Source organism: Pseudomonas allii (assembly GCF_055380095.1).
Window position 1 is genome coordinate 4166669 of record NZ_AP039450.1, and the last position, 18574, is coordinate 4185242.

Consider the following 18574-nt stretch of genomic DNA (forward strand, 5'->3'; position numbering starts at 1 on the left):
ATGTATGACAAGATGTTACTGCTTAGGCAGCGAATGTCAAATGGAATTATTAGCTTGCTTGGTAGTTGGCGGATGAGTGATGGGGTTCTAAGGATTGCCTGATAGGGTGTGACGCCTTCGCTGAGTAATCTGCGTAGCCTTTTGGCCAGTCGACACTCCCTTTCCCATGACTTCCTTAAAACAGTTTGCTTGCCTCGCGGTCTTCACCCTGGCGGGCGCACCAGCCGCCTATGCGGCTAATTGCACACTTATCATGAACACCAACGAAACCCTTAATTTCGGCGCAAGCCTGGCCAATGGCAGCCTGACGGTTCCCGCTGATACGCCCGACGGCACCGTGATTTACCAGGACACCGTGCAATCGGTTCGAAACGAATGGAAATGCACGACCTCTTTTCAATACGGCCTGGTGATGAACCCTGCGCTGGGCTCGGTTACCAGCGGCTCGACCTATCCTATCGGCAAGACCGGACTTTCGTTCCGGATCTGGATCGACGCGCTGAGCCGCTACGAGGGGTCTCCTTTCACGCTCAAACCAGTCAATAATTACGGCATCGCCGCAGGCTCGGTGCGCCTGGAAATCGTCAAGTCAGGCACGCTGGCGCCACAGGTCAAGATAGCGGCCGGAAACCTGGGCAACTTGAAAGCCGATGAGCTGTTCATCAGCAAGTACAACCTGACCAACCCTCTGGTGCTGAACGCCGCCTCCTGCCAGACCCCTTCCGTCCCCGTCGCCATGGGTGACGACTATCAGCTCTGGGAATTTCGCGACGCAGGCGCAACCCCTCGCACCGTCCGCTTCAACATCGGCCTGAACCAGTGCCAGACCGGTATCAATAAAGTCACCTATTCGCTCAAGGCCACCACGCCTGTCATCGACGCGGCCAGAGGTGTGGTGGCGCTCAACGGCGGCTCCACCGCCAAAGGCATCGGCCTGCAATTGATGAATGATGCCGGGCAACCCATCGCGCTGGATACGGCCTACACGTACAGCGGTTTCACCACCACGGGCACCAGTTTCAAGATCCCCTTGTCGGCCTCGTATTACCGCCTGCCCACCGGCAACGTCGAGGCTGGCAGTGCCAACACCGAAGTCACCTTCATCGTGAACTACCTGTAGCAAACTAAGAATCGTCTGATTTTTCCTACACCCGGCCACCCCTAGAGTGCCGGGATGCGATTAAAGAACTATCTCCACCAGATCAGCCCCGTCCTGTCCACGCCCCACGCCGCCCGCCGCCTGTTGCGCATTTTTGCGCTGGTGCTGCTGGTGGGCATGCTGGGCGGCGTGTACAGCTTCCTGCTGTTTACGTTCAACAACGAGATCTCCCAGCGCCGCAGCTACATGAGCAGCGCCATCGCCGAGGCCCATACCTTTTTCACCACCCGTGAAGCCCTGCTGGAAAGCCTCAGCCTGTCGGCTACACGCAAGGCCGAATCGAACCTGCCAGTCAACGATGAGGAAATCCGCCTGTTGCTCGGCAAAATCCCGGGCAAGCAATGGAGCATCTGGCTGACCCAGCGCATGCGTGACTTCCTGAAGACCAAGCAACTCAACCTGCTGTATGTCGGCACCGATGCCCAGGTGCTGCGGCTATACGATGCGGGTCCCGCGGCCGCCGACTTTCCCGCGTCCATGCTGGCGCAACTCAATGCCCTCAAGCAGCAGAAAACCCTGCAGGAACTCTGGCTGACCCACACCGACGGCGGCCATTCGCAGCTGTACATTTTTATCCGCCTGGATGAACGCGACCTGAACTCCGGCTGGCTCGGCCTGGAGATGGATGACCGTGAAGTCTCCAACGCCTTGAGCGACCACAGCGCCGGCGAGTTCACCATGTTCAATGCCCAGGGCATGCCTCTGTTCAGCAACAGCCGCAACCCGCCGCCCGGGCAGAACCTGCCGCACTTGCGCCAGCAGGACTTCTTCGGCTTTGTCGGCGACGGCTGGCTGCCCGAGCAATTGGTGTTGCGCAAACAGCTGAAGTCGTCGGACTGGCAGCTCACCTACTCCATCGACCTGCGCGCCGTGCTCTGGGCGCTATGGCCGCAGATGCTCGGCGCCCTGCTGTTCTGCCTGCTGACCATCAGCCTGGTGGGCCTGCTGACCCGCCGCCTGGAACACCGCTTCATCACCCCCGCCATCCATCGCATCCAGGCGCTGGTGGAAAGCGAGCTGTTCAGCCGCGACGTGATCCAGACCGCCCCCGTGGCCCTGTGCGTGCTGCGGCGCACCGACGGCGAAGTGGTACTGGAAAACACCCTGGCCCAACAATGGCTCGGCCAGGCCGGTGCAGAACTGGGGCCGGGCTGGATTCGTGATGCCTTCGACCCCGACGCCCCCTGTCTCACCGACTACTTCGAGGCTGCCGACGGTCGCCACCTGTACCTGAGCTGTGCACCCACCCGCTACAAGGGGGAAGACGTGTTGCTCTGCGCCTTCAGTGATATCAGCGCACGCACCCAGATCGAGGCGGCGCTGGAACAGGCGCGCCAATCTGCCGATGCCGCCAACGAAGCCAAGACGTTGTTCCTGGCGACCATGAGCCACGAAATCCGCACGCCGCTGTACGGCGTGCTCGGCACCTTGGAGTTGCTCGCCCGGACCCGCCTGGATGCCCAGCAGAAAAGCTACCTGCATGCCATCGAAGGTTCCTCGGCGACGCTACTGCAATTGATTTGTGATGTGCTCGACGTGTCAAAGATCGAAGCCGGTCAATTGGCCCTGGAGTTGAGCGAGTTCTGTGTGCCCAGCCTGGTGCAGGAAGTGGTGCAGGGTTACGCCGCAGCGGCGCAGAGCAAGGGCTTGCAGCTGTATGCGTGCCTCGACCCGCAATTGCCGCCGCGCCTGATCGGTGACGCCAGCCGCCTGCGCCAGATCCTCAACAACCTGCTGAGCAACGCGGTCAAGTTCACCGACTCCGGACGCGTGGTACTGCGGGTCAAAAAGCTCAGCCGTGAAGGCGAACGGGCGTGCCTGCAATGGCAAGTCTCGGACACCGGTAAAGGCATCGCCCAGGAAGACCAGGCGCTGATCTTCGAGCCGTTCTACCAGACCGAAGGCAACCCCCATGTGATCGCCGGCACCGGCCTCGGCCTGCCCATTTGCCTGCGCCTGACCCACTTGATGAACGGCACCCTGCGCATGGTCAGCGAGCCGGGGCTGGGCAGCAGCTTTTCCCTGACCGTACCGCTGGAGCAACCCACTGGCATCGCGCCGTCGCTGCTGGCGCCGTTGGCGCAGGAGGTGGTGTATGTGCTCTCGCCTGTGCGCGAACTGGCCGACAGCCTCTGCGGCTGGCTGAGGCGCTGGGGCGCCCGCGCGCAGGTCGGCCCGCCGTCCAGCGCCGAGCTGGCCCCACCCGCGGTGCTGCTGGAACTGGTTGAGCGCAGCCTGGACACGCCCTGGCACGGCCCACGGGTCCTCGCCAGCATCGATGGCGCCCACGAGCCGCAGTTCACCGAAGAGGGCTGGCAGGTCAACCTCAACGACCTGAACGCGATCCACCAGGCGGTTCGCCACGCCCAGAACGGCCAGGCCGCGCCGGCCCAGGCACGTTGCGAACGGCGCGACCTGCACCCCTTGCACCTGCATATCCTGGTGGCCGAAGACAATGTGATCAACCAGTTGATCCTGCGCGACCAGCTTGAAGAACTCGGCTGCACCGTGGAATTGGCCAGCGATGGCGAAGAGGCCTTGTCGCGCTGGCACGAAGGCGCCTTCGGCGTCGTCCTTACCGACGTCAACATGCCCAGGCTCAATGGCTACGAACTGGCCGAAGCCCTGCGGCGCCTGGGCTGCAACACCCCGATCATCGGCGCCACCGCCAACGCCCTGCGCGGTGAAGATGCCTTGTGCCTGGCGGCCGGCATGAATCACTGCCTGGTCAAACCCTTCACTCTGCGAGCCTTGTTCACTGCCCTGGCTCCCTACGCACGAGCCACCCATGAAGCCCTGTAGCATTTTGATCGTTGAAGACCACCCGTTTCAGCACCTGTATTTGCAGAACCTGTTCAGCGAGTTGGGCGATTTTGACGTGGTCTGCGCCAGGGACGGTGAAGCCGCGCTGGCCTGCCTGAAACAACGCGACTTCGACCTGGTGCTCACTGACTTGCTGATGCCTGGCATGGACGGCGTGCAATTTATCCAGAGCCTGGCCGCTCAACCTTCGCGGCCCGCGCTGGCGATCATGAGTGCCGCATCACGCCGCATGCTGATGGGCGCGAGCCTGGTGGCGAGCAACCTGCAAGTGAAGGTGATCGGGTTGATTTCCAAGCCGGTGAATGCCGCCGCCCTGCGCTGCCTGATCGACCAGTTGCAGGCGCTGCGCCAGGTCGCACCGGCCCAGACCCAGCCCGGCATCGATTGCCAAAGCCTGATGAACGCCCTGGACAACGGTGAGCTGCACGCCTGGTTCCAACCCAAGAAAGCCCTGAACAATGGCCGCATCGTCGCGGCCGAAGCCTTGGTGCGCTGGGTGCACCCCGAGCATGGCCTGTTGCTACCCGGCGTGTTCCTGCCGGCATTGATCGCCTGCCACCTGGAAGAACGTCTGTTGTGGTGCGTGTTGAAACAGGCGATGGCCGCCCAAGCCACGTGGCGCCAACACGGCTATGACATCCCGGTGTCGATCAACCTGCCCACGCACTTGCTCAACAGCCATGACCTGCCCGACCGTATCCTCGCGTTCGTGCTCGAACACCAGGGTTTGCCTGCACGCCTGTGCTTCGAGCTGATGGAGTGCTCGGTGCCCGATGACATCAGCAATTTCTACGCCGGCGCCTGCCGCTTGCGCATCAAGGGGTTCGGCTTGTCCCAGGACGATTTCGGCAAGGGCTACAGCTCGTACATGAACCTGGTGTCGGCACCGTTCACCGAGGTAAAGATCGACCGTGCACTGGTGCAGGGCTGCAACGCCAACGAAGAATTGGCCCAGGCTCTCACCAGCATCGTCAGCCTGGGGCGTCAATTGGGCTTGATCGTGGTGGCCGAGGGTGTAGAAACCGCGCAAGAACTTGCGCTGTTGCGTAAGATCGACTGCACTCAGGTCCAGGGTTTCCTGATCTCCCACGCCGTCTCTGCGGATCAGTTCCAGCAATTGCTGACCCACGACGGGCCGGCGAGCGCCTATTGACCCGGCTGCCGGGTGTGGAACAACACCGTTAGCTTGCGAGGTCACCGCGTCATGCATCACCCCAATGCCTTCCTGGAGAAACTCACCAGCAGTTCACTGCGCCTGAACAAAGGCTTGCTGGTACTGGGCGCATTGGCGGTGCTGCTGCTGGGTATCAGCTACCTGGGGGTGCAGCGCATGGTCAAGGAGCAGCATGAAACCCTGCAATTCCACTTCGCCCGGCTGATGGAAAATATCCACGAGCAGGAAGCCTTCCTGCGCGATGTTTCGCGGGGTAGCCTCCAGGGCGAACTCAACCCTTCGGCCCTGCTCCCACCCGTTGTGCAAAAGCCGCTGCCCGAAGAAGGACCGAATATCTATGAGGGTCGCGGGCTGCCGTTTGCCCTGCCCTACAGTTTGAAAATCAACCCGGACAAGATCACCCCCGCCCAATACCCCAAGGTCTTCGCCCTCGGCACCTACTTGTCGGCTTACTACAGCGCGTTCTGGGCCGCCTCCCACTATCAGTCGCCCCAGATGATGGTGATCAACGGCCCGGACAACTTCGACATCAGCGTGCCCGCCACCGGCCGGCTGCGCGATGGCGGCCAGGTGCCGGTCGGCGCGCTGCTGGACGTGCTGACCCAGTTGAACGAGCGCCTGCACGCACAGAATTCGTCGCTGGCGGATCATCAGGTGCACTGGGAACCCTACGACCCCACGCCCGATGACAACGCTGCGCCCGTGCTGCTGGGCTATGTCGACATCAACCTGGCCTCGACCGCGCTGACCATCGACGGCGCCAACACCTGGGTAGTGGTGGCCTCGCTGCTGGACCTGGCCAAGGTCAATAACATCGAGCGCTTGATGCAGTGGTCGATCTACGACAACTTCACCTTGATCACCCCTGCCGGAGTTGTCCTGACCGGTGCAGTGAAGCCTGGCCAGGTGTTGAACGAAGGTGTGAACATCACCCGTGACGGCCTGGTGTTCAAACTCACCAGCCAGGGCGAGCAGGCGTGGACGGCGATCTACGTGATCAGCCTGCAACGCTTCCTCGACTACGCGCTGTGGCCATTGCTGTGTCTGCTGGCCGTGGTGCTGGCGATGCTGGGTTGCGGCCGTGCGTTCAATCGCTGGTACACGGCGCGGGTGGTGTTGCCCGCCCATCAGGCCCACGCGAGCATCGCCGAGAGCGAGGCGTTCAGCCGCGCGGTCATCGACACCGCGCCCACCGGCCTGTGCGTGATCCGCCGCAGCGATCATCAGGTCCTCCTGCAAAACCAGCGTGCCCAACAATGGCGGGACGCCCGCGCATTATTCGACTTGCTCAAACAGCAACCGCGCACCACGCCGGGCCAGGCCGACCTTGAAAGTGACGGCCGCCACCTGCACGTGGCGTTCGTGCCCACGCGATACCAGGGCCAGGACGCGTGGTTGTGCGCGGTGCACGATGTCACCCGGCACATCGAAGATGCCGCCGCCCTGAAAGAAGCACGCCAGGCGGCCGATGCGGCGAACCAGGCCAAGAGCCGCTTCCTCGCGACCATGAGCCATGAAATCCGCACACCGCTGTATGGCGTGCTGGGCACCCTGGAGCTGCTCGGCCTGACCTCCCTCGCGCCACGCCAGCAGGATTACCTGCAGACCATCCAGCGCTCCTCCACGTCCCTGTTCCAACTGATCAGCGATGTGCTGGATGTGTCGAAGATCGAAGCCGGGCAAATGACCCTCGAACTCCACGACTTCTGCCCGCTGGAACTGACCGAAGACAGCGTGCGTACCTACAGCGCCTTCGCCCGCACCAAGGGCTTGCAGTTGTATGCCTGCATCGACGCGAACCTGCCGGACCGACTGCGCGGCGACCCGCAGCGTATCCGCCAGATCCTCAACAACCTGCTGAGCAACGCGATCAAATTCACCGATTACGGCCGCGTGGTGCTGCGTCTGCGTGTCCTGCAAACCAGCGATGATCAGGTGAGCCTGCAATGGCAGGTCAGCGATTCCGGCGTAGGGATTTCCCAGGCGCAGCAACACCAGCTGTTCGACCCGTTCTACCAGGCCGAAGATGCCACCAGCCAGGCCGGTGCCGGCCTGGGCCTGGCGATCTGCAAATGGCTGTGCGAGCTGATGCACGGCCAGCTGAATGTGGTGAGTGAACCCGGCCTGGGCAGCAGCTTTACCTTGCAGGTCGCATTGCAGGTCGTTCCCGGCAGCCTGGCCGATTGCCCGACGTTCGGCCCCGGCCTGCCGCCTGTCTATGTACGGGCACAGGAACCCGAACGGGCGCAGCACCTGATCAACTGGCTCAATCGCCTGGGGCTTTCCAGCCGTGCGCTGTCAGCCGAGATGCCGGCCAACGCACTGCTGGTGGATTTCGCCCAGGACCTGACGTGGTCCGGGACGCGCATCATCGCCTCGGCGGGCGGGCCTGACCCGGCGCAACCGTGTGGTCCCGACTGGAGCGTCGACGCCGACAATGTGCGTGCCATTGCCTGGGCGATCCACCGGGCGCAGCATGGCGCCGAAAACGGCCCACACCGGGCACCGTCCGCCAAGGCGCAGCCACTCAACCTGCAGGTGCTGGTGGCCGAAGACAATGTAATCAACGCGGCCATTATCAAAGAACAATTGGAAGCCCTGGGTTGCCAGGTGGTGGTGGCGGCCAACGGCGAACAGGCGCTGACACAGTGGTTGCCGGGGCGCTTCGACCTGGTGCTGACCGATGTGAATATGCCGGTGATGAACGGTTACCAACTGACCGAAGCCTTGCGCCGACAGGACGCCACGCTGCCGATCATCGGGGTGACCGCCAATGCCCTGCGCGAAGAAGGCGAGCACTGCGCCGCCGTTGGCATGAACGCGTGGATGGTCAAGCCGCTGAGCCTGGCCGCCTTGCGGGCGCAGTTGGAACAGCACTGCAAGATCGAAATGCCGGCTGTCGTCGAGATGCCGCCGTTGTCGCCCAGGATGCGTGAGCTGTTTGTCACCACACTGCGCCAGGACGTACAGACCACCTTGACCGCGCTGGACAACCAGGACGCCAATGGCGCGGCGCAACAACTGCACAGCATGGCCGGCGCCCTGGGCGCGGTGCAGCTCGGTGACCTGGCCAGCACCTTTGTCGCGCTGGAACTGCGCCTGACCGGCATGGCCGTCACGCCGGCCTTGGCCTTGGAAGTGCGACAGCACCTGGCGCGGCTCAGCGCATTGCTCGACACTCTTGAATAACTTCACTCTGGATAAAAAACCCATGGAAACCCTCAACGTAGTCATCGCAGACGATCACCCCATCGTGCTGGTCGGGGTGCGGGAACTGGTCGAGCGCGATGAGCGCTTTCGCGTGGTGGGCGAAGCCGTGTGCTCCAATGAACTGGTGAAGTTGCTGGAAAGCACCGAGGTGGACCTGGTGATCACCGATTTCAACATGCCGGCGGACTCGCCCTACGGCGATGGCCTGAAGCTGGTGGAGTACTTGGTGCGGCACTTTCCCAAAGTGCGCGTGCTGGTGCTGACCATGATCTCCAACCCGCTGATCCTCACGCGGTTGCAGGAGATGGGCGTCCTCGCCGTGATCCAGAAAAACCAGCTGCACGTGGAGATCCAGGCTGCGCTCAAGGCCATCGCACGGGGCAACCCGATTCGCAGCAAAGGGCCACAGCCGACCTCGGTGCTGGAATCGTTCGACCTCGACCAGCGCTTCACCCGGCTGTCGCCCAAGGAGCACGAGATTCTAAGGCTGTTTGTCTCCGGGCAAAGCGTCAACGAAATTGCCCGTGGGTTGAACCGCAGCGCCAAAACCATCAGCACGCAAAAAGTCGCGGCCATGCGCAAGTTGGAAGTCAGCAGTGACCAGGACTTGCTGGCTTATTGCATAGAGCGCAACTTGTTTAACTAACACCCCCTTCTAGGGATCGTCTGATGTCCCACCCAAAGCCTGCGCCTTATTGTGTTGTTTTAACCCCAAGCATGGAAAAACAACATGAAACAGCTCTCTCGCGCACTCTTGGCTCTGTCGGTATTTGCCGCAGTTAATGCATTTGCCGCCGGTGAACCCACCGCGCCAACCAAAGCTGGCAGCGGCACCATTAGTTTCACCGGCAGTATCAACAATGATGCCTGTTCCGTTGAAGGGATTGGCCTGAACAAAACCATCTCGATCAACATGGGCGAAGTGTCGATCAAGGACATGGGCACCGCGACCGCGCCAAAAGGCAGCGGTACCCTGAGCGCCGAGAACTTCGACATGAAGATCAGCTGCAACGCCGGCACCAAGGTGGCAATGATCTTCGAACCGACCAAAGGCGCAGGTTCGGGCATCGTCGCCGGCACCAAAGTGCTGAAGCTGATCGACGGCCTGGGCGCCGCCAAGAACGTCGGTATCGCCCTGCTGGACAGCAACGGTGCGTTGATCGACCTGAGCTCGCCGACCACAGCGAAGATCGAAAACACCTTGCAGGACAGCAACACCACGCTGAAATTCTCGGCCGCCTACGTCACCACAGCCGACGCTGCGACTGCCGTAGCCGGTCGCGGCGATGCCACCCTGCCGTTCACCCTGCAATACGAATAACCCCAGCGTCGCGGGGCCTTCGGGCCTCGCACACTCTTCGAACGTAGCGGTAGCCATCATGTTATTTCGTCATTCTCTGTCCCTCTGCGCGGGCCTGCTGGGCCTGTTCGCGGTCAGCCAGGCCACGGCCGGCATTTCGTTGAGCAGCACACGGCTGGTGTTCGACGGCCAGCATAAAGAAGCCGGTATCACGGTGCGTAACAACGGTGAAGACGTGCTGATCCAGTCCTGGGTCGATACCGACACTGACAGCACAGTGCCGTTTGCCGTGACCCCACCGCTGGCGCGGGTCACGGCCAATGAGCAACAGCTGTTGCGGGTGATTTATGCCGGCGCGGGCCTGCCCACCGACCGGGAGTCGGTGGTGTGGCTCAACGTACAGGAAGTCCCCAAGGCATCGAAAACCCAGAACACCTTGCAGCTTGCGGTGCGCCAGCGCATCAAGGTGTTCTTTCGCCCCGCCGGCTTGAACAACAACGCTTACCTGGCACCGACCGAATTGCTTTGGCAGTTGGCCGAACACGACGGCAAGCATGTGCTGCGGGTCACCAACCCGGGGGTTTATCACGTGTCGATTGCCGACATTACCCTGCAAGCCGGTGCCGTCAGTGAACACCCGTTCGATTCGCTAATGATTGCGCCGGGCGAACTAAAAGAGTTCAACCTTAAACAACTTAATCCCAGCCAGCCGGCACGCTTGATATTCGGCAGCATTAATGACTATGGCGCGCAAGATCGTTATTCCGCACAACTGGTTAACGGCGCGCCAACTTCAGCCCGTGTGAACACAGAATCACCATAACGCGCCTGCCGTTCGCGCAGCCGCACTTTCACTGTATTTCTCTTCGCTCCGTTAGTTCGTATCGGAGGTGATATAGGGTTCCTGCATGTTTTTATTCAAGCGCGATGGATTGGCGCCGTTATTGATTGCCCTGGGCTTCACTTCAGTGTGCCAGGCCGATGGCGACGAACAATTCAATACTTCGTTTTTGCAAGGTGCGGCGGCTGACGTCGACTTGCACACGCTGCTCGCCAGCAGCAGCGTACTGCCTGGCAATTACCGGGTTGACCTGTACGGTAATGAAACCCTGGTGGGTCGGCGCGATATCGACTTTCGCCGCAACCCGCAAAACGGCAAGGTCGAGGCCTGCCTGACCCTGGAGATGCTGCAGCAAGTGGGCGTCGATATCGGCGCATTACAGGCCAGCGGCAAGCTCGTCGATACCGACCCGAATGCCTGCCTGGACCTGCCCGCCTTGATCGAGCATGCCAGCGTGCGCTATGACGTACCGCGCCTGCGTCTGTTGGTCAGCGTGCCGCAACGCGCCATGGAACGTGGTCGGCGTGGCTACGTCGACCCTGCGCTGTGGGACGAAGGCGTGCCCGCAGCGTTCGTCAACTACCAACTGAGCAGCAACCGTAACAGCACCGATGCCGATACCACGCTCTCGAACAACCTGGGCCTGCGCAACGGCATCAACCTGGGCGCGTGGCGCCTGCGCAACGAGTCGAACTTCAACAGCAGCACCGACCGCCCCAGTACGTTCAAGAGCAACCGCACCTACCTGCAACATGACGTGACTGCCTTGAAGGGCCAGTTCAGTGCCGGGGATATTTTCTCGGACACCGACCTGTTCGACAGCGTGCGCTATCGCGGCCTCAAGCTGGCCTCCGACGACGGCATGCGCGCTGACAGTGAGCGTGGCTATGCGCCGATCATCCGTGGCATTGCGCAATCGAGCGCCACGGTGGAAATCCGCCAGAACAATTACATCCTCTACACCGCCAACGTGCCACCTGGCCCGTTCGAGATCAGCGACATTTACCCCAGCGGCTCCAACGGCGACCTGGAAGTGACGGTGATAGAGGCTGACGGCCGTCGCCGGGTCACGGTGCAAGCGTTTTCCAGCCTGCCGATCATGGTGCGCGAAGGTCAGTTGAAATACAGCCTCTCCGCCGGCCAGTACAACAGCAACGACGATGGGCAAGAAAAACCGCAGTTTGTCAGCAGCACCCTGGCCTATGGCATCAGCAGCAACCTGTCGGGGATCGTCGGCGTCCAGGCCACGCAGGACTTCCAGGCGTTGTCCGTGGGGGCAGGACGCAACACGTCGATCGGCGCGGTATCGCTGGACATGACCCACTCCGTCAGCCGCACCTTCGGCCAGCAGGTCACGGGTAACAGCGTGCGCGCCTTGTATGCCAAGACCTTTACCGGCACCGACACCAACTTCACCCTGGCGGCCTATCGGTATTCGACCGAGGGCTATCGCACCCTCACCGACCACGTCGAGGAACTCAGCAATGAGGGGCAGAAACGCACCGGCAACTCCAAGACCCGCACCGACCTGACCATCAACCAGAGCCTGGGCCGCAACCAGCAGTTCGGCAGTGTCTATGTGAATGCCAGCGACCAGCGCTACTGGGGACGCGGCGGCTCGCAAAGCCTGTCGGCGGGCTACAGCAACTACTGGGGCGACGTGAGTTACAACCTCAGCGCCACGCATACCAAGGACGTGGGCAACTACGGGGCGTCGAACAACGACACGCTGATCAACCTGTCCGTATCCTTTCCGCTGGGCTCAAAGCCCCGCGCGCCGAGGGCCTTTATGTCGGCCAGCACGCAGAAAGGCAGCGACACCACGCAACTGGGCGTCAACGGCTACCTGACCGAAAACAGCGACACCTATTACTCATTGCAAGGCGGTAACAGCAGCACAGGCGGCAGCACCGGCTCGGCCAACCTCAGTACCCGCACCTCGCTGATGGACATCAGCGGCGGCTACAGCCAGGGCCGTGGGTACAGCGCGCAGAACCTCAACGTGGCGGGGTCGGTGGTGGCCCACGCAGGCGGTATCAACTTGGGCCAGACCGTGGGCGAGACCTTTGCGCTGGCGCACGTCGACGGCGTGCAGGGTGTGAAGATCGGCAGCTTCTCCGGGGCAAAGACCGGCCGTAACGGCTATGCGGTGATCCCCAATGCGCAACCCTACCGGGTGAACTGGATCAGCCTGGACACCCGTGACCTGGGCGCTGACATTGAAATCGATAACGCCACCCAGCAGGTCGTGCCTCGTCGTGGGGCCGTGGTAGTGGCCCGCTATACCAGCAAGAGCGGGCGGCGTGTGCAGTTCGCATTGTTCGACGCGCATCACCAACCTATCCCGTTTGGTGCGTCACTGGAGAGTGTTGCGGGCAAGCAGATCGCGATGTCCGACCCTAGTGGCAAGGCATTGGCATTGATCGAAGAGGATGCCGGTACGCTGCTGATCAAGTGGGGTGACCAGCACTGCCAGGCGCCGTATACGCTGGGCGAGCGCAACAAGGCACTGAACTATGAGCAGGTAGACCTGACCTGCTTGCCACAACGCTAAAAACACCAGAGAACCCATGTGGGAGGGGGCAAGTCGAATCGTCGCACCGCCCCTCCCACATTTTTGTCCCTGTGTGGCTTAGAAATCGCGTTTGTAGAAGATATCCAGGGAGCTGGCCACGCCGCTCGCCACTTCCAGGTACACCTTCTTGCTCAACAGGTAGCGCAAGGCAATGGTGCTGGCCGGTTCGAACACCCCTACCCCATAACGCAGGCTGAGTTTCTCGGTGATCTTGCCGCTGGCCACCACGGCGGTGTTATTGCCGCTGCCCTGGGTGTCGAGTTCGAAGTCCTGGATGCCCAGGTTCTTCGCCAGGTCCGAGGTGACCCCCGCACTGCCCATCAAGCCCAGGCCCAGCGCCGCCTGGGCCAGCATGTTGTTGTCTTCACCGGTGGTGCTCAGCGGACGCCCCAGCACCAGGTAGGACAGCGCCTGTTCCTGGCTCATGGCCGGTTCGGAAAAGATTTGCGTGGAGGGCTGTTCCGCGCTGCCACTGAGGCGGATACCGGCGACCACATCGCCCGTCTTGCGAATCGCTTCGATATCCAGGAATGGCTGGTCCAGCGGCCCGGCAAACAACAGCCGCGCACGCCGCACATCCAGCTTCTGGCCGTAGGCGCGGTAGCGGCCATCGTTGAGCCACAGCTCGCCCCGAGTGTCGAGGTTGTCGCCGATGTGCACCTGGCCCTGGACCTTGGCGGTGAGGCCGAAGCCGGAGAAGTTGAGTTTGTCTTCGCCCACCACCACGTTGATATCCATCGCCATGGCCATCGGTGGTTTGCCCTCCTCGGTCTGGCTACCGATGATCACCGTGTCATCCGAGACTTTGACCGTCGACGGCGGCAGCTCGCGCACGGTGATATCGCCGCGTGGGATATGCACGTTGCCGGCGATGGCCAGCTTGTCGTTCTTCAGGCTGATTTTCAGGTCTGGCGCCACTTCCAGCACCGCGTAAGGTTCGACCGTGACCGGCAACTGCGAGCCTTGCAAACTGAGGTCCACCACCAGCGCCTTGCCCCAGTCGACCTGACCCTTGAGGCTACCCTGCCCGGCCTTGCCACTGTGCCAGGCGCCGTTGAGCTGCACGCTTTCGCCGGCAATCAGCGCCTGCACATTCAGGCCTTCCAGGCTGATGGGCAGTTCCGGCCCGGAGATCTCGCCGCCCACCAGGTTGACGTTGCCGTTGACCTGGGGCGCCAGCAGGCCACCTGAGAGACGGCCGTTGCCGTTGAGCTTGCCGGTGAGTTTCTCCACCATCGGCACAAACGGCCGTGCCACGGCAAGGTCGAGGCCGACCAGGCTGAAGTTGCCGGTAATCGGTTTGTTCTTGGGTAACGGGTTGATCTGCGCCTGCAACAGCAGCTCGCCGAGCTTGCCGCCCTGGAAGTTGAGCTGCGTGTCGATGCGCTTGGGGTTGAGGGTGGTTTCCAGTTTCAGGGTGTTGTAGGGGAAATCCAGCCACTGGTCCTTGTCCTTGACGCGCAAGGTGCCGCCGCTGGCATCCACCATGACGACGCCCTTGGGGCCGCTGGCCGGCAGGTCCAGTTGCAGGTCGGCATTGAGCTTGCCCTGCCAGGCGAAATCCTTGGGCAGGAACGCCGCCAGGCTGTCGATGGGGAATTGCTTGAGGTGGTAACGCAGCTTCGGCTCCGGCATCAGGCGCTGGTCTTCGCCGCACAGGCTGGCCGGCCCGGACACCCAGCAGTGCGCGGCAAAGGTCAGCCTGCCATCAGCCATGCGTTCGATCCTGGCCGGGGCTTGCAGCTTCCAGTCCTGGCCACCGGCTTGGACATCGCCGCTGGCCAGGCGCCCGCGCCAGTTGCCTTTGTCGAGGTTCCCGTCCAATGCCAGGGCCAGCTTGACCAGCGGGCCGGCGAGGTCGAGCTGGACCTTCTGGTTCTTGATATCGCCCTGGGCACTGGCGGTCAGGGTGCCGACCTGGGTCTCGCCGGATTGGATACCGCTGCCTTTCAGGTCAATATTGGCCCGCTGCGCACTGTCGAGGCTGGCGTCGAGGGTGAGGATTTGCAGGCGGTTATCGGCAAACGCCAGTTGCTGACCCTTGAGGTCGAGTTTGCCTTGGGGCGCCTTGAGGCTGCCAGCCACATTGAGTCGGCCGTTGACCTGCCCACGCAACTGCGGCCACAACTGGGCCAGGCGCGCCAGCTTGATGTCGATCTGCCCGGCCAGGCGTTGTTGCAGGCTGCCGCTGCCGTTGATGCGGTTGTCGCCCAGGCGGATATCCAGGTTGGCCAGGGTCCATTGCTCGCCCGCGCCTTCGGCCTTGGCGGCCAGCACGGCGGTTTGCCCGCGCAGGCGGCCCTTGAGGTCGAGGTCGGCATTCAGCTTGAGCTGCTCGTGCTTGAACTCGCCCTTGCTGCGCAGCGGCCCGGCCAGGGTGCCGGGCAATTCGGCGACCCAGTACGCCGGGTTCAGCGCCGACAGGTCGAGTGCCGTGTCCCAGGCAATGCCATCGGCAAATTGCAGGTTCAGGTGGCCCTCGGCCTTGCCCTGGCCGGCTGTGAGTTTCAGCTCGGGCAGAAAGATTTGCTTGAGGTCGCCACTGAACGGCGTGACCACGTTGAACTTGCCTGCCGGGCCGTCGAGGTCGGCCTTGAGATTGCCCAGGTAGTTGCCATCTTTGTAGGAGACCTCGCCATTGAAGGTATGCAGCGCCACTTGGGGCTCGTCGATGACGGGATACAGGCGATGCCAGGGGAAGTCCAGCCAGTCGACCTTGGCGTCGGCGCCGAAGCCTCGCTGCCAGTCCAGGTTGGCGCTGAGCTTGAGGCTTTGCTTGTCGTCGCCATACAGGTCGAGTTTTTCGATCTGCGCCCCTTTGGCATCCACGCGCCCCAGTAACAACAGGCTTACCGGGCTCTTTTCGGCAGGCAGTGACGCCTTGCCCGAGAGCACATAACCGGTTTTCAGGTCGCCCTTGGCCAGGAGCACCAGCTCATTGAGTTGCAGGGTGTCCGGCAAACCGGCATCCGGTTTGAACGCATCGGACTTGATCAGCACTTGCCCCGGCAGATCTTCCGCCAGCGGTTGCAACTCCGCCAGCAGGCTGCCGTCCAGGTAGCCGTGGCTATCGCCGTTGAGGGTAAGGGTCTTGAGCAAGTCGCCTTCGACTTTGAGGCCAACCGTCCACTGCTCACCACCGGGCGCGTAAGGCAGGCTCAAGTTACCGCTGGCGCTCAACGGCCAGTCGCCGGCGGGTTGCAGTAAGCCGGAAAGGTCCAGCACCAGGCCATCGCGTTGCAGGTGCACGGAGTCAATCTGCATGCCCGCAGCCGTCCAATGCGCCGCCAGTTGCAGGCCCTTGAGTTCTTCGCTGCCGTTGAACAACAGGCTGCCGACGCGAACGTCGCCCAACTGGATGGCCAGCGGCAGCTTCAGGTCGGGTAGCTCGATCGGGCCGCTGCTCTGCTCGGTGCTAGGGGGAAATTGCAGGCTGACTTGCTCGACATCCAGTTGATTGATGCACAGGGTCATGCGCAACAGGCACGCCGGCGACCAATCCAGCTTGGGCGCCTGGAGTTCGACACGGCTGCTGTCCTGCTGCCACAGCAGATGGTCGGCGCTCCACTGGCCACCCAAACGCCCCTGGAAATTCTCCAGGGTCAAACCCGGCACGCGGGCCAACGCCCAGCGGCTGCCCGCCTGGGTGCCCAGCACCGCCCACAGGGCCAGCAACAACACGGCAAGGCTGGCCACCACGGCCAGCCCCGCTATTTTCACACCACGCATCACAGCTCAGGCCCCATGGAAAAGTGCAATCGAACGCCGCCCGGGTCTTCCAGGGCATGGGCCAGGTCCAGACGGATCGGGCCGACCGGCGACACCCAGCGGATACCGACGCCGACGCCGGTTTTCAGGCTGGGCAGGTCCAGATTATTGAAGGAATTGCCCTGGTCAATGAAGGTCGCGATCCGCCATTTCTCGGCGATGGAATATTGATACTCGGCGCTCAGGGCTACCATGTAGCGGCCACCGATGCGGTCGCCGCGATCGTTCTCCGGCGACAGCGTCTGGTACTCGTAGCCGCGCACGCTCTGGTCGCCACCGGCAAAGAAACGTAGCGACGGCGGCACCGAGTTATAGCCGTTGGTGGCACTGCCGCCCACCTGCGCACGGGCCAGGAAGCGATGGTTGTCCCACAGCGTGGTCAGGCCTTTGACCATGGCCGTGCCGTAAAGCAGGTTGGTATCGGAGCCCAGGCCTTCCTTGGCGACTTTGGTGTCGAATTGCAGACGGTAGCCGTTGTGCGGGTCGATACGGTTGTCACTGCGCAGGTAGGAGTAGCTGATCCCTGGCATCACCAGATTACTCAGGCCGGAGTCATTGCCCAGGCGATATTCTTCACGCTGGTACTTGAGCGAAATCACCCGGGTCCAGCCGCTGGGCAGCTTGCTGTGCCACTCGGGGCCCACGGTGAGCAATTTACTCAGGGTGTCGGTGTTGGCGATTTCTTCGTTCTGATAGCCACCAGCGAAGCGCAGTTTGTCGGTGAGCGGTGGGTCCAGCGGAATGTCGTACCACAGGCCGACGTTCTGCCGCGGCGCCGACAGCTCGGCTTCCCAACCGTAGCTATGGCCCTGGGGGTTGACCCAGTGGCGGGTCCAGTTGGCTTTGCCGCGCGGGCCGACGTCGGTGGAGAAACCCAGGCCCAGCCCCATGGTGCGTGGCTTGCGGGTCTCCAGGCGCACGGCCACCGGGATGATGTCATTGGTTGAAGCCGCCGGGGCGGCATCCACCCGCACGCCTTCAAAAAAACCACTGGCTTGCAGGTTCTGGTTGAGTTCGGCGATCAGTTCGGAATCGTAAGGCGCGCCGCTTTTGAACGGCACCATGCGTTGCAGCAGTTCTTCGTCAAACGGCGTGTCGCCGGCAAAGCTGACCTTGCCCAACGCGTAACGCGGACCGCTGTCGTAGACGAGTTCGATATCGGCGACACCGGCCTTGGGGTCTACCGCGAGTTTCTGGCGGGTGAAGCGCCCACTGAAAAAGCCATAGCGCGAGGCCTGGTTCTGGATCAGGCGCTTGGCGTCTTCGTAATGGCCGTGGTTGAGCACGGCGCCGGCCTTGAGGTCGTTGCTGACGGGCACGCGAAACGTCTTGAGGTCTGCGGCAGGGCCGTCGACCCGAATGGTCACGTTGCGCAAATGCACCGGTTCGCCGGGGTCGATGGTGAGGATCAGGCGCGGGTTCTTGCCGCCTTTCACCTCACTGTCGATCTGTGGTTGATAGAAGCCAAGGGCCTGGGCGGCTTTGCGCGCCTGCTCCTCGGCGCCACGGCTGAACCGCAGCAAGGCCTCTTCATCACGATCGCCCACCCCGCCGATATAGCCTTCGATATTGGCTTTCAACGCGTCGTTTGAGGGTTTGATCCGCACGTCCAGTTCGCTTTGCGCCAACGCGCCGCAGCTTGTGAACAGCAGAATCAAGCCGCTGGTAAATCTTCCTGGAAACTTCATAGGCGCGGATGCTACACGAGCAAGGGAGACTCTTTG

General features: G+C 62.2%; 10 protein-coding genes. 8 read left to right on the forward strand and 2 right to left on the reverse strand.

Going from position 1 to position 18574, the window contains the following annotated elements; all coding sequences use genetic code 11:
* The first annotated feature begins 253 nt into the window (after positions 1-253).
* The 8 genes from ACZ445_RS18940 to ACZ445_RS18975 all read left to right on the forward strand — a co-directional run bounded on the left by ACZ445_RS18940 (position 254) and on the right by ACZ445_RS18975 (position 13061).
* A complete protein-coding gene (locus ACZ445_RS18940) occupies positions 254-1120 on the forward strand; it encodes a fimbrial protein (RefSeq protein ID WP_259641563.1) in 867 nt (288 codons plus the stop codon).
* A 54-nt stretch (positions 1121-1174) separates the two neighbouring features.
* Positions 1175-3961 (forward strand): ATP-binding protein, encoded by a 2787-nt coding sequence (locus ACZ445_RS18945; RefSeq protein ID WP_464707438.1) that lies wholly within the window; start codon positions 1175-1177, stop codon positions 3959-3961.
* Entirely contained in the window at positions 3948-5135 is a 1188-nt protein-coding gene (gene pvrR / locus ACZ445_RS18950; protein ID WP_058423862.1) for a response regulator cyclic di-GMP phosphodiesterase PvrR, read from the forward strand. Before ACZ445_RS18945 ends, pvrR begins: the two co-directional genes overlap by 14 nt.
* Before the next feature lie 51 nt (positions 5136-5186).
* Positions 5187-8345 carry a hybrid sensor histidine kinase/response regulator gene (locus ACZ445_RS18955; protein WP_310863710.1) on the forward strand — a complete coding sequence of 1053 codons (3159 nt, stop codon included), beginning with the start codon at positions 5187-5189 and terminating at the stop codon, positions 8343-8345.
* Positions 8346-8367: 22 nt separating this feature from the next.
* Positions 8368-9012 carry a response regulator gene (locus tag ACZ445_RS18960; protein ID WP_058423864.1) on the forward strand — a complete coding sequence of 215 codons (645 nt, stop codon included), beginning with the start codon at positions 8368-8370 and terminating at the stop codon, positions 9010-9012.
* Positions 9013-9096: 84 nt separating this feature from the next.
* Positions 9097-9687 (forward strand): fimbrial protein, encoded by a 591-nt coding sequence (locus tag ACZ445_RS18965; protein ID WP_058423865.1) that lies wholly within the window; start codon positions 9097-9099, stop codon positions 9685-9687.
* A 58-nt stretch (positions 9688-9745) separates the two neighbouring features.
* Positions 9746-10489, forward strand: coding sequence for a fimbrial biogenesis chaperone (locus tag ACZ445_RS18970; protein WP_058423866.1), 744 nt, complete (start codon positions 9746-9748; stop codon positions 10487-10489).
* An 85-nt stretch (positions 10490-10574) separates the two neighbouring features.
* On the forward strand, positions 10575-13061 hold the full coding sequence (locus ACZ445_RS18975) for a fimbria/pilus outer membrane usher protein (protein ID WP_058423867.1): 2487 nt from the start codon (positions 10575-10577) through the stop codon (positions 13059-13061).
* Positions 13062-13139: 78 nt separating this feature from the next.
* On the opposite strand, the gene ACZ445_RS18980 is transcribed toward ACZ445_RS18975, so the two are convergent.
* Together ACZ445_RS18980 and ACZ445_RS18985 are read right to left on the reverse strand one after the other, a co-directional pair.
* The gene (locus ACZ445_RS18980) at positions 13140-16811 is read right to left on the reverse strand and encodes a translocation/assembly module TamB domain-containing protein (protein ID WP_179029294.1); all 3672 of its coding nucleotides are present in this window, start codon (positions 16809-16811) and stop codon (positions 13140-13142) included.
* Positions 16811-18538 carry an autotransporter assembly complex protein TamA gene (locus ACZ445_RS18985; RefSeq protein WP_464703980.1) on the reverse strand — a complete coding sequence of 576 codons (1728 nt, stop codon included), beginning with the start codon at positions 18536-18538 and terminating at the stop codon, positions 16811-16813. Before ACZ445_RS18985 ends, ACZ445_RS18980 begins: the two co-directional genes overlap by 1 nt.
* Positions 18539-18574 lie beyond the last annotated feature (36 nt).

Coding starts and splice junctions, on each gene's coding strand:
- ACZ445_RS18970 (WP_058423866.1), top strand. CDS start 9,746: ATGTTATTTCGTCATTCTCTGTCCCTCTGCGCGGGCCTGCTGGGCCTG.
- ACZ445_RS18965 (WP_058423865.1), top strand. CDS start 9,097: ATGAAACAGCTCTCTCGCGCACTCTTGGCTCTGTCGGTATTTGCCGCA.
- ACZ445_RS18955 (WP_310863710.1), top strand. CDS start 5,187: ATGCATCACCCCAATGCCTTCCTGGAGAAACTCACCAGCAGTTCACTG.
- ACZ445_RS18940 (WP_259641563.1), top strand. CDS start 254: ATGAACACCAACGAAACCCTTAATTTCGGCGCAAGCCTGGCCAATGGC.
- ACZ445_RS18985 (WP_464703980.1), bottom strand. CDS start 18,538: ATGAAGTTTCCAGGAAGATTTACCAGCGGCTTGATTCTGCTGTTCACA.
- ACZ445_RS18980 (WP_179029294.1), bottom strand. CDS start 16,811: ATGCGTGGTGTGAAAATAGCGGGGCTGGCCGTGGTGGCCAGCCTTGCC.
- ACZ445_RS18960 (WP_058423864.1), top strand. CDS start 8,368: ATGGAAACCCTCAACGTAGTCATCGCAGACGATCACCCCATCGTGCTG.
- ACZ445_RS18945 (WP_464707438.1), top strand. CDS start 1,175: ATGCGATTAAAGAACTATCTCCACCAGATCAGCCCCGTCCTGTCCACG.
- pvrR (WP_058423862.1), top strand. CDS start 3,948: ATGAAGCCCTGTAGCATTTTGATCGTTGAAGACCACCCGTTTCAGCAC.
- ACZ445_RS18975 (WP_058423867.1), top strand. CDS start 10,575: ATGTTTTTATTCAAGCGCGATGGATTGGCGCCGTTATTGATTGCCCTG.